This window comes from Nostoc sp. CCY0012 (assembly GCF_963920855.1).
Classification (GTDB): domain Bacteria; phylum Cyanobacteriota; class Cyanobacteriia; order Cyanobacteriales; family Nostocaceae; genus Cyanocohniella.
Genome location: NZ_CAWUDM010000012.1, coordinates 45,008 through 58,600, shown reverse-complemented (window position 1 = coordinate 58,600; position 13,593 = coordinate 45,008). Strand labels below are relative to the sequence as shown.

General features: G+C 38.4%; 4 protein-coding genes. All 4 read left to right on the top strand.

Annotation, left to right across the window (positions count from 1 at the left end; genetic code table 11):
* Window positions 1-7: 7 nt before the first annotated feature.
* The 4 genes from ACM0OS_RS05110 to ACM0OS_RS05095 are packed head-to-tail and all read left to right on the top strand — an operon-like array spanning window position 8 to window position 13,582.
* The gene (locus tag ACM0OS_RS05110; protein WP_414542083.1) at window positions 8-1,018 is read left to right on the top strand and encodes a TauD/TfdA family dioxygenase; all 1,011 of its coding nucleotides are present in this window, start codon (window positions 8-10) and stop codon (window positions 1,016-1,018) included.
* A gap of 29 nt (window positions 1,019-1,047) precedes the next feature.
* Window positions 1,048-5,628 carry an amino acid adenylation domain-containing protein gene (locus ACM0OS_RS05105; protein ID WP_414542082.1) on the top strand — a complete coding sequence of 1,527 codons (4,581 nt, stop codon included), beginning with the start codon at window positions 1,048-1,050 and terminating at the stop codon, window positions 5,626-5,628.
* Between the two features lie 5 nt (window positions 5,629-5,633).
* Window positions 5,634-10,304 (top strand): amino acid adenylation domain-containing protein, encoded by a 4,671-nt coding sequence (locus ACM0OS_RS05100; RefSeq protein ID WP_414542081.1) that lies wholly within the window; start codon window positions 5,634-5,636, stop codon window positions 10,302-10,304.
* 17 nt (window positions 10,305-10,321) lie between these two features.
* Window positions 10,322-13,582, top strand: coding sequence for an amino acid adenylation domain-containing protein (locus ACM0OS_RS05095; RefSeq protein ID WP_414542080.1), 3,261 nt, complete (start codon window positions 10,322-10,324; stop codon window positions 13,580-13,582).
* The last annotated feature ends 11 nt before the right edge of the window (window positions 13,583-13,593 follow it).

Here is a 13,593-nt window from a genome sequence, read left to right as displayed (position 1 = left end):
TAGAAAAATGAATTTAAAAACATTCAAGAGAAAATCAATTACTGTTTCTTCCGAAAACTTGGTTGCAACCAATTTATTAGAACCTAATCAAAAGCTACCTCTTGTTATTCAACCTGTTGTTGATGGGATTAATCTAGTCAATTGGGCTAGTAACAACCGTGGTTGGATAGAAAAGCAATTAATTCAATACGGGGGTCTGCTTTTTCGCAATTTTCCAGTTAATACTCATAGCGAATTTGCTAATTTCATGCAGGCTGTAGCAGGAGAATTAATCGAATATTCTTATCGTTCAACTCCGCGTAGTCAAGTTGATGGTAAGATATACACATCAACAGAATATCCACCTGATCAATCAATTCCTTTGCATAACGAAATGGCCTATTCTCTTAATTGGCCAATGAAAATTGCATTCTTTTGTGTAAAGGCAGCAGAGCAAGGTGGAGAAACACCAATTGCGGATAGTCGTAAAGTATTTCAACGAATAGATCCAAAAATCAAAGAGCGATTTATTCAGAAAACAATTATGTATGTCCGTAATTATGCACAAGGAATTGATTTACCTTGGGAAACTGTATTTCAAACTAACAATAAATCAGAAGTAGAAGCATATTGTCTATCTGCTGGTATTGACTTTACATGGCTAGATGGAAATAAACTGAGAACCCACCAAGTTTGTCAAGCTGTTGCAAATCATCCTCAGACTGGTGATTTGGTTTGGTTTAATCAAGCTCACTTATTTCATATCTCAAGCTTAAAAGCTGAAGTCCGCGAATCATTACTCGCTGTACTAAATGCTGAGGAATTACCACGCAATTCTTATTATGGAGATGGTTCAGAAATTGAAACATCTGTATTAGAAGAAATTCACAAAATTTATGAGCAAGAGAAAGTAATCTTTTCTTGGCAAGCAGGAGATATTTTATTACTAGATAATATGCTGGTTGCTCATGGACGTAAGCCCTTCACAGGTGCGAGAAAAGTTTTGGTAGGGATGGCACAACCGTATACAAGCAAATAATTTAAATATATAAGTACATAACAAACATCATGCAAACTATATCTATAGAAGGCTTTCAAATTTCACCTCAGCAAAAACGCTTATGGTTATTACAGCAAGAAAATAACCATCAGCCATATCGGGTTCAATGTGCAGTTTCAGTAGAGGGAACTATCGAATATAAAATTTTAGAAAAAGCCATACATCATGTTTGGGCTAAATATGAAATTTTACGTACTAGCTTTCCTACATTAACGGAAATGGCAGTTCCTTTACAAGTAATTGGAGAGGAGCCATCTATTAAGCTTAACTATTATGATTGGCAAGATTTAAATACAGAAAGCCAACAAATAAATATTGATAGATTTTTTCAAAAAAATAATGAATTATATTTTGAGTTAGAAAAAGGTTTTATTAGCCAAGTTGATATAATTAAAAAAGCTGATAATAAATATACTTTACTGATAGCAATATCATCTATTTGTTCAGATATAATATCCCTACATCATCTTTTAAACAATATTATTGCAACTTATGATGCTTATTTGCAAAAACGTGAGTTAGAAGAAACACCTTTACAATATGCAGATATTTCTGCTTGGCAAAATGAGTTGTTAACTGGAGAAGAAGCGGAAACAGCAAAAGATTATTGGCACACTCAAAAAGTGTCTAATTATCTAATAAATAAATTACCCAACGAAAAAGAAATTAATCAAAAGCCAAAGTTTGAACCCAAAGTTATCAGGATTAACTTTGATTCTGCTATCACAAATCATATTGCAGCGATCGCACAGACACACACTGTAGATATTTCAACAGTTTTAATGGCGTGCTGGCAAACCCTCCTATGGCGTTTGACTAATAAATCAGAAGTTATTTTAGGTTGGTGTAGTGATGGCAGAAATTACGAAGAATTACAGTCAGCAGTTGGTTTATTAGCTAAATCTTTACCTATTCGTATTCAACCACAAGAAGAACAGATACTCGCTGATATCTTAAAGCATTTAGATAAAACAATAAATGAAGTCTCTAAATTGCAAGACTTTTTTAATGCAGAAGAATTTTTTGCTGAAAATAAATATAATCAAGAATTATCATTTTTACCATTCGCTTTTGAATTTGTATCCCAACCCATTAAATATTTCACTGGTGACGTAACTTTCTCAATTCAAAAAATATATAGCTGTATTGAACGCTTCAAGGTAAAACTATTATGCTGGCAACAAGCTGATTCACTCACAGCAGAATTATATTATGATGCTAATTTATTTGAGCAAGAAAATATTGAACGTTTAGCGGCACAATTTCAAACTTTGTTAAGAAGTGCAATTAACAATCCAGAAATTGCGATCGCCCAGTTAGAAATCCTTACTACACAAGAACGCCAGCAACTCTTAGGAGAATTTAATAATACCAAAACCCTTACTCATCCATATTCTTGCATTCATCACTGGATTGAGGTGCAGGCTAACAGCACACCAAATAATATTGCAGTTATATTTGACAATCAAAAGTTAACTTATCAACAATTAAATGCCAAAGCTAACAACTTAGCTCATCATTTGGCATCATTAGGAGTCAAACCGGAAACTGTGGTTGCGCTTTGCGTTGAACGTTCCTTGGATATGATAGTTGGTATCCTTGGCATTCTCAAAGCAGGTGCAGCCTATTTACCTCTTGAACCTTCTTTACCCGAAGCAGCATTAGCCTTCAGATTGCAAGATGCTGAAGTATCGGTGTTGTTAACTCAAAAGCGCCTTGTAGAAAAAATGAATTTCCAGGCGCAGATAGTTTGTATTGACGCAGATATTAATGATGCACCGCAAAACAACATTCTCCAGTCTGCTACGCCAGAAAACTTGGCTTATATAATCTACACCTCTGGTTCAACAGGTAAACCCAAGGGTGTTGCCGTTGAACATCGGCAAATAGTCAATTATGTTAACGGTATATTAGAAAAACTGGATTTACCAGAGGCGGCTAGCTTTGCTACTGTTTCTACCTTCGCCGCAGACTTGGGTAACACAGCAATTTTCTCGGCGTTGTGTACAGGCGGATGCTTGCATATCATTGCAGAGGAATGTGCTACCGATCCAGTTGCATTTGCTGAATATTGCGATCGCAACACCATAGACTCTTTAAAGATAGTTCCTTCACACCTATCTGCTTTATTATCAGGTTCTCACCCCGAAAAACTTCTACCACGTCAACGCCTAATTCTTGGTGGTGAACCCGCAACCTGGGATTTAATTAAACCGGTACGTGAATTAGCACCAGAATGTAAGATTTTTAATCACTATGGCCCTACAGAAACTACCGTTGGTGTACTCACCCATCCTGTAGAAGAAATCTCTACTGATACACCATCAAATATAGTTCCTCTTGGTCGTCCTTTACCTAATACCCAAATCTATTTACTCGATAACTATTGCCAACCTGTACCCTTGGGTGTCACAGGCGAAATCTATATAAGCGGTGATAATGTAGCTAGAGGTTATATCAATCAACCAGAACTAACTAACGAGCGATTTATTCCTAATCCATTCAATAGTGAACCCAACGCAAGACTTTATAAAACTGGGGATTTAGGACGCTATCAACCTGATGGTAACTTAGAATTTTTAGGGCGAATTGATGACCAAGTTAAAATACATGGTTATCGCATTGAACTAGGAGAAATTGAAGCCGTACTTCGTCAATATTCACAAGTAAAAGAAGTAGTTGTAGTTGCAAAAGAAGCTCATCCAGGGAAAAAGCAGATTATAGCTTATATAGTTGGGCAAGAAGATTTAAAATCTGCTGCACTGCGCGATTTTGTTAAACAAAAACTGCCTGAATATATGCTGCCTTCGCAATTTGTATTCTTGAAGGCTTTACCGCTAACAGCGAATGGTAAAATCGACAAAAAAGCTTTGCCAGCAGCCGATGCAATTAAACCAGAATTACAAGCTGCTTTTGTTGCACCGCGTAATTCAGTAGAAATTACCCTAGCAAAAATTTGGGCAGAACTGCTTAATTTAGAGAAAGTTAGTATTCACGATAACTTCTTTGAATTGGGTGGAGATTCGATTATTAGTATTCAGGCGATCGCCAAAGCAAATCAAGTAGGTTTACGCCTCACTCCCAAGCAGATTTTTGAACACCAAAATATTGCGAAACTTGCGCTAGTTGCAGATACTTGTTCAAAGACAGAATCGGAACAAGGATTGGTAATTGGTACTGTACCTCTCACACCAATTCAACATAGCTTTTTTGCCCAAAATTTGCCAGAAGCGCATCATTGGAATCAATCATTTTTCCTGGAATTGCAGCAAGATATAGTACCTAATATCTTACAGCAAGCAATACAGCATTTACTGGCGCAGCATGACGCACTTCGCTTACGTTTTCGACCAACAGCTAATGCTTGGGAAGCGTTTAATGCTGGTGTTGAAGCAGAAGTACCATTGACCAAATTCGATTTTGCTGAAATTCCCCAAGAGCAACAAAAAGCGGCTATTGAAGCCAAAGCCACAGAATTACAAGCAAGTTTAGATTTATCAAATGCTTTACTGGTTCGGTTAGCGTTATTTGATTTAGGTTCTCAGCAAAATAACCGCTTACTAATCATCATTCATCATTTGGCTGTTGATGGCGTTTCATGGAGAATTTTATTATCTGATTTGCAAACATTTATAGAACAACTTCAGCAACATCAAGCAATTCAATTACCAGTTAAAACAACTTCTTTTAAACAATGGAGTCAACGTTTGCAAGAATATGCAAGCACAAAGACTCTGCACTCACAGTTAGATTTCTGGTGTTCTGAGTTAAGAAAACGAGTTTCTCCTTTACCAGTGGATTATGTAGGCGGACTAAATACTGTAGCGACAAGTAAAACTCTTTCAGTATTCCTCAATGAAACTGAGACACAAGCACTATTACAAGAAGTTCCAGCCAAGTACCATACACAAATAAATGATGTTTTGTTAACAGCACTAGCAAAAACTTTTGCAGAATGGACAGGAGAAAAAAAACTATTAGTTAACTTAGAGGGACATGGACGAGAAGACATTTTTACTGATGTTGATTTATCTCGTACAGTCGGTTGGTTTACTACTGTGTTTCCAGTTCTATTAAATTTAGAAAATAGAGCGATTGGGGATGCTTTAAAAGTTATTAAAGAACAGCTTCGTAGTATCCCAAATCGGGGTTTTGATTATGGTGTATTGCGGTATTTGTGCAGCGATACTGCTGAAAAGTTAGCCGCTATACCTCAAGCAGAAGTTTGTTTTAACTATTTAGGACAATTTGACCAAGTTTTACACGAATCTTCTTTATTCAAATTAGCATCAGAATCGAGTGGTACAGAACGTAGTCCTTTAGGAAGCCGTCGTCATCTCATAGATATTAGCGGGTTTGTGAGTAGAGGTCGCCTGCAACTGGATTGGACTTATAGCACCACAATTCATAAAGATGCTACTGTGTCAAGTCTAGCCGATAAATTTGTCCAAGCACTGCGGGAAATTATTAGCTATTGTCAAGCGGCTGATGCAGGAGGTTATACTCCTTCTGATTTCTCCAAAGCAAAGGTAAGTCAAAAAGACCTCGACTTTTTACTGGCAAAAATCAACCGTGGGAGTGGGAAGTAAAACATATGAAAGCTGAAAACATCCAAGATATTTATGAACTGTCACCACTACAAGAGGGCATTCTCTTTCATAGTTTATATGCTCCCGAATCGGCTGTTTATTTTGTTCAGTTATGTTACTCCCTGAAGGGCAATTTCAATGTTGTAGCTTTTGAAGAAGCTTGGCAAGAAGTAGTCAATCGCCATTCTGTTTTACGTACAGCTTTTTATTGGGAAGAACTAGAAAAAACCTTACAGGTTGTACATAAAGAAGTCAAAATAGCACTAATACAGCATGATTGGCGCGATATCAACCCCAATGAGCATTCGCAGAAATTACAGGGATTTTTGGAGAGCGATAGGCTACGCCCCGCCCAAGGCGATTGCGCGGAGCGCACTGCCGGAGGCAATCGCACTTGCAATTTCGACCTGACACAACCATGCTTAATGCGGCTGAATTTAATTCGCTGTAATGATGATTTTTATTACTTTGTTTGGAGTAAGCATCATCTTATTTTAGATGGTTGGTCAACAGCTTTAGTATTAAAACAAGTAGTAGAAAATTATCAATCAATTTGCCAAGGTAAAGATTTACTTTTAGTATTAGAAAGTTCCTTTGGTGATTATATTGGTTGGTTACAACAACAAGATTTAAATAAAGCAAAAGAATTTTGGCAACAGTCATTACAGGGCTTTACAGCACCCACACCCCTAATTAATTTAAATAGTGGAAACTCATCCAACCAACCAGAGAAATACAATCAGCAAGTAATTAAGCTTTCGCAAACAACCACCGCAGCACTACAATCTTTAGCCAGACAAAATCAACTTACACTCAACACCATTGTCCAAGGAGCTTACGCTTTACTGTTAAGCCGCTACAGTAGAGAAACAGATGTAGTTTATGGTGTAACAGTCTCCGGTCGTCCAGCCGATTTAGTCAACGCTGAGTCTATGGTGGGGATGTTTATTAATACCCTACCTGTACGAGTGAAAATTGATGCTGAAGAATCTTTGTTGTCTTGGTTGAGAAAATTGCAATCACTACTAGCAGAAATTCGGCAATATGAATATAGCCCACTAGTAGAAGTGCAGGGCTGGAGCGAAATACCGCGAGGTTTACCTTTATTTGAAAGTATATTAGTATTTGAAAATTACCCAGTAGACCGGATTTTAACAGAATGGCAAGGAAATTTAGAAATTCAAAGTATTAGTGCTGTTGATAACACTAACTATCCGTTAACTATTAGTGTTATTCCTGCTAAAAAATTAGAAATTGTGATAGATTATCAGAGCGATCGCTTCGATTTTGCCACCATCCACAGAATGTTAGGACATCTCCAAATATTGTTGCAAGGGATGGTGAATAATCCTCATAGTGAAATCAAAGATTTATCACTGTTAACAGATACAGAGAAACATCAACTATTAGTAGAGTGGAATAGTAACAAAGTTGAATATCCACAAAATATTTGTCTTCATCAGCTATTTGAAAGTATAGTTGAACAAACACCTGATGCCATAGCAGTAGAGTTTGCTGGAAAAAGTCTTACTTATCAACAATTAAATCAACAAGCTAATCAAGTAGCTCATTATCTACAGAAAATAGGAGTAATACCCGACCAATTAATAGGTATTTGTGTAGAACGCTCATTAGAAATGGCGATCGCACTTTTAGGTATTTTAAAAGCTGGTGGAGCTTATGTCCCACTAGACCCAGATCTACCACAGCAGCGCTTAGAGTTCATGTTGCAGGATGCAGAGTGTAGTATCCTACTCACTCAAAAGCAACTGATTGAAACTATTTCCACATATCAAGGAAAAGTCATATATTTAGATGCAGACTGGGAATTAATTGCCAAAGAAGACGAATCTAACCCAACCAGCAACGTACAACCAGAAAATTTAGCATACCTGATTTACACCTCTGGTTCTACAGGCCAACCCAAAGGTGTAATGATTCAACATCAGTCTCTGGTATGTTTTACTGAGGCAGCAAAAGTTAAATATGAAATTAGCTCAAGCGATCGCATACTACAATTTGCCTCTATTAGTTTTGATACCGCAGCAGAAGAAATTTATCCCTGCCTAACCTGTGGTGCAACTTTGATACTGCGTACAGATGAAATGTTGGATTCTGTATCCATATTCATGCAAAAGAGCAAGGATTTAAAACTAACAGTATTGGATTTGCCAACTGCGTATTGGCATCTAATAGTCTCTGAATTGGCAAATAGCAACTGTACATTACCAGAGTCATTGCGAATGGTGATTATTGGGGGAGAACAAGCACTCCCAGAAAAAGTTACAATTTGGCAAAAGCAAGTTGGCAGTAAAGTCCAGTTGATGAATACGTATGGGCCTACAGAAGCCACTATAGTTGCAACAATTTGTAATTTATCAACCACAAAATTATCCACCCAATTCGTGCCAATTGGTAGACCCTATGCTAACAGCAAACTTTATATATTAGATGCTCACTGGCAACCAGTACCTATCGGAGTTATCGGAGAACTTTATATTGGTGGTGAAGGTTTAGCCAGAGGCTATCATCAACGCCCAGATTTAACCCAAGAAAAGTTTATACTCCATAACTTCAATCAACAATCACCAGTGCGACTGTATAAAACAGGTGATTTAGTCCGCTATCTTCCAGACGGGAACATCGAGTTTTTGGGACGCATTGACAACCAAGTCAAACTTCGCGGTTTTCGGATTGAACTGGGAGAAATTGAGGCAGTACTGAGTAAATATACAGCCCTCCACGAGACTGTGGTTATAGTTAGAGAAGATAACCCTGGTGACAAACGTTTAGTAGCATATATTGTTCCTGCTACTGGGAATTTTGACTCAGCAAATAATAGTGAACTGATACCACAGTTACGACAATACTTGAAAGCAAGACTACCACAGTATATGGTACCTTCTGCTTTTGTACTCTTAGAAAAATTACCACTGACACCAAATGGTAAAATAGACCGCAAAGCCCTGCCTATACCAGATGCCGCTAGACCCGAATTACCAACGGTTTTCATCGCACCCCGCACTTCAATTGAGGAAACGCTGGTGCAGATATGGACTGAAACCCTGCGACTAAAGAAAGTTGGGATTAATGACAATTTTTTTGAGTTAGGTGGAGATTCGATACTGAGTCTGCAAATTATTGCTAAAGCGAAACAAGCTGGATTGCAGCTAACCCCTAAACAAATATTTGAATATCAGACAATTGCCGATTTAGCTGCTGTAGCAGGTACAATTACAAAAATTGAAACCGAACAAGGCCTTGTTACCGGTTCTCTACCTCTAACTCCCATTCAAAGTTGGTTTTTTGAACAGGTATTTGTTGATTCCTATCATTGGAATCAAGCGGTATTTCTAGAAGTAGATCAAAGTTGTAACCCAATTTTATTAGAGCAAGTTATCTGCCAATTACTGACTCACCACGATGCACTGCGTTTGCGCTTTATGCAAACTGAATCTGGTTGGGAGTCAATTATTGCTGCTTGTGATCAAATAACACCTTTTTCGATGATTGATTTATCAAGCCTACCCCAAAGTGAGCAGAAGCAGGCTATGGAGGCTAAAGCTACTGCTCTACAAGCCAGCTTAAATTTATCAAAAGGGCCATTAGTTCAAGTTGCTTTATTTGTAATGGGTGCAGAACAACCCAATAGATTATTATTTACTGTTCACCATCTCGCCATTGATGGAGTTTCTTGGCGAATTTTACTAGAAGATCTGCAAACTGCTTACCAACAACTCAGTCAGGATCAAGAGATACAACTACCAGCGAAAACTACTTCGATAAAACAGTGGGCTGAAAAACTTCAAGAATACGCTAACTCGGAAACTGTCAAAGCAGAAATAAATTATTGGTTGAGTCAGTCTTACCAAAATATTTATTCTTTGCCTATTGATTATCTAAATGGAGAAAATACTGTAGCTTCAGCTTGTACCGTTTCAGTTAGTCTTACCCAGGAAAAAACCGAATCTTTATTACATGAAGTACCAGTAGCCTATCAAACTCAAATTAATGATATTTTGCTAACTGCTCTTGTGCAGACATTTCATCAATGGACTGGTAATAGTTCACTTTTGATTAATTTGGAAGGACACGGACGAGAAGACATTTTAGAAAACGTGGATTTATCCCGCACTGTTGGCTGGTTTACTACTATCTTCCCGGTGTTGTTAGATATCACAGCCACTTTTGATACTGGAGAAGCATTAAAAATAGTAAAAGAACAATTACGTAATATTCCTTGTAAAGGTATTAACTATGGTGTATTGCGTTATCTCAGTGAAAAGTCAATTGCTGATAAACTACAAGCTTTGCCCCAAGCAGAGGTAACATTTAACTTCTTAGGCCAGTTTGACCAAGTAATTTCTGAAACCTCTATGTTTCGACCTACTGCTGAATCTGCTGGAGAAACACAAAGTCCTAGAGGAAACCGCGACTGTCTGCTAGAGGTAAGTGCATTAATTGTTTGTGGTCAACTGAATATAAATTGGACTTATAGCAAAGCATTACATCAACCAACCACGATTGAAAAACTAGCTCAGGGATATATTGAAGTGTTGCGATCGCTCATTGCTCACTGTCAGTTCCCCGAAACTGGAGGTTACACTCCTTCTGATTTTCCCCAGATGCAGTTTAGTCAACAAGAACTGGATCAATTAATGGCAGAAATTGGTTAGCCCTAAGGTAATTATTAATGAATAAGAAAAATATTGAAAATATCTATCCACTTTCACCTATCCAGCAGGGTCTGCTCTTTCATACGCTTTCCGCACCGGAATCCGGGGTTTATGTTGTTCAAAGTTGCTATACGTTTACTCAAACTCTTAACATTGTAGCTTTTAGACAAGGTTGGCAACAAGTCATCAATCAGCATCCAATTTTACGCACCTCTTTTTACTGGAAACAGCACAAAGAGCCGTTTCAGGTAGTGCATAGATATGTAGATTTACCTTGGCAAGAATATGACTGGCAATCCTTGTCAGTTGTTGAGCAGCAAGAATCCCTAGAAGCATTTTTGCAAGCAGACCGCCAAAAGGGATTTGATATTTCTCAAGCACCCCTGATGCGCTTGATTTTAATTCAGGTAGCTAAAGAGACTTATCATTTTATTTGGAGCAGCCACCATTTGCTTTTAGATGGGTGGTCTACAGCTTTAGTCCTTGAGCAAGTTTTTCAGGCTTATGAATCACTTTGTCAAGGGCAAGTTTTACCATTACCACGTTCTCGTCCTTATGCAGATTACATTGCTTGGCTGCAACAGCAGAATTTAGCTCAAGCTGAAACATTTTGGCGTAAGTTTCTGAAGGCTTTTACTGCTCCCACTCAGTTGAGAATTGGGAGTTTGTCAAATTCAGCCACAGGATCTGGGGAAGAATCAATAGAGCTATCACCAGTAACAACAGTCGCCCTGCAAACATTAGCGCGACAGCACAAGTTGACCTTAAATACTGTTGTGCAGGGAGCTTGGGCTATTCTCCTGAGCCGTTATAGCGGTGAAGAAGATATTGTTTTTGGAGCTACTTCTGCTGGTCGTCCACCTGCATTAGCTGGTTCGGAATCAATGGTAGGGCTGTTTATCAATACTTTACCAGTGCGGGCGCAGGTTTTTGGGAATGAGTTGCTGATTCCTTGGCTGCAAAAACTCCAGGCGCAACAACTCCAGACGCAACAATATGAATACAGCCCTCTAGTACAAGTACAAGGATGGAGTGAAGTTCGTAGAGATTTGCCCCTGTTTGAGAGTATTTTTGTATTTGAAAACTATCCTGTAGACGCTTCCTTAAAAGAGTGGGCTACACAAATGCAGATCCATAATATTCGGTCTGTAGAATCGACAAACTATCCCATCACCTTTTCCGTTGGGGTAAGTACAGAGTTATCCTTAAAGATTTTATATGATTGCAGCAGGTTTGATGTAGCCACCATCAGAGCGATGTTAGGCCATCTAAAAACTTTACTGGAGGGTATAGTTACAAATCCTAGTCGATCGCTCTCCTCACTACCTTTGTTAACAAAAACTGAGCAACAGCAATTACTAGTTGATTTTAACCATACTCAAGCTGAATATCCCCAAAATAAGTGTATTCACCATTTATTTGAGGAGCAAGTAAACCGTACACCAGATAACATTGCTGTTGTTTGTGAGAATCAGCAATTAACGTATAGTGAGGTTAATAACCGTGCTAACCAACTAGCCCATTACCTACAACAATTAGGAGTTAAGCCAGAAGTACCAGTGGGGATTTGTGTTGAACGCTCCCTAGAAATGGTCATCGGCTTATTAGGTATCCTCAAAGCAGGTGGAGCATATCTACCAATTGAGCCTACCCATCCTCAAGAACGTCTTGCATTTATCATCAAAGATGCTCAAACACCTGTACTACTGACTCAACAACATTTAGCAGCAAACTTAGCATTTACAGATGAAACCCAAGTAATTTGCTTAGATACTGATTGGGAAACTATTACTCAACAGCCAACAGATAACCCAGTCAGGGAGATTAAAACTCTCAATCTGGCTTACATCATTTACACTTCTGGTTCGACAGGCCAACCCAAAGGTACATTAATTCACCATCAAGGACTAGTTAACTACCTGAGTTGGTGTACCCAAGCTTATAATGTTGACCAAGGTACCGGAACAATCGTTCATTCTCCTTTAGGATTTGACCTGACAATTACCAGCTTGTTTTCTCCGTTACTAGTGGGGAATCAGGTAGAAATTCTCTCACAAGACCAAGGTATTGAAACTCTGGGTAATGCTTTACGTAGCCACTTTGACTTAAGTTTGGTGAAAATTACACCGGCTCACCTGAAGTTACTGTCTCAGATGTTATCACCGCAAGAAGCCGCAGGTCGCACCAGAGCCTTCATTATTGGTGGTGAGAATTTGTTGACTGAAGATATTGCTTTCTGGCGAGAGTTTGCACCAGAGACGATGTTGGTTAATGAATATGGCCCGACAGAAACAGTTGTAGGGTGTTGCATTTACCAAGTACCGATAGAAGGAAATCTTTCCACTTCAGTAGCAATTGGTAATCCTATTGCTAACACCCAGTTATATGTTCTTGACCAACACTATCAACCTGTACCGATTGGGGTGGTAGGTGAGTTGCACATTGGTGGCTTAGGATTAGCACGAGGTTATCTTAATCAGCCAGAATTGACAGCACAAAAGTTTATTCCCAACTCATTTTCTGATCAACCAGGGGAACGACTGTATAAAACAGGTGATTTAGCGCGTTACCGACCAGATGGGGTTTTGGAATGTCTCGGACGAATCGATGACCAAGTGAAAATTCGCGGTTTCCGCATCGAATTGGGAGAAATTGAAGCCACAATCAAACAACACCCATATGTATCTACGAGTGTGGTTGTCGTTCGGAAAGATGAATCAGTAAATCAAACTTTAGTAGCTTATATCACCCTACAACCGCAGCAGACACTAGCAATACCTGAACTGCGCCGCTTTTTGGAGTCTAAGCTGCCAAACTATATGATTCCCTCGGCTTTTGTGACTTTAGATATCCTACCTTTGACATCTAACGGTAAGGTAGACCACAAAGCACTACCCGCAGTTGAAAATTTCCGTCCAGAATTAGCAGTGGCTTATTTGCTACCACAAACAGAGGTAGAACAGACTATTGCAGATATTTGGCAAAAAGTATTGAAAATCGAGAAAATAGGTATTCACGATAATTTCTTTGAGCTTGGTGGGCATTCATTACTCTTAATTACAGTTCATAACCAATTACGAGAAATATTTAAAACTGACTTATCAATCCTCGATCTGTTCAGATACCCAACTATTAGTTATTTAGCAGATTATTTAACTTCATCTCAACAACAAACAATTTCTGTACAGGAAACTAATATTCCAACTGACAAAATCTTAGATGGAAAAGCGCAACAAAAAAAACGTTTACAAAAAATGAAATCCATTATAAATAATTGAGGATTAAAAAA

Coding starts and splice junctions, on each gene's coding strand:
- ACM0OS_RS05110 (WP_414542083.1), top strand. CDS start 8: ATGAATTTAAAAACATTCAAGAGAAAATCAATTACTGTTTCTTCCGAA.
- ACM0OS_RS05105 (WP_414542082.1), top strand. CDS start 1,048: ATGCAAACTATATCTATAGAAGGCTTTCAAATTTCACCTCAGCAAAAA.
- ACM0OS_RS05100 (WP_414542081.1), top strand. CDS start 5,634: ATGAAAGCTGAAAACATCCAAGATATTTATGAACTGTCACCACTACAA.
- ACM0OS_RS05095 (WP_414542080.1), top strand. CDS start 10,322: ATGAATAAGAAAAATATTGAAAATATCTATCCACTTTCACCTATCCAG.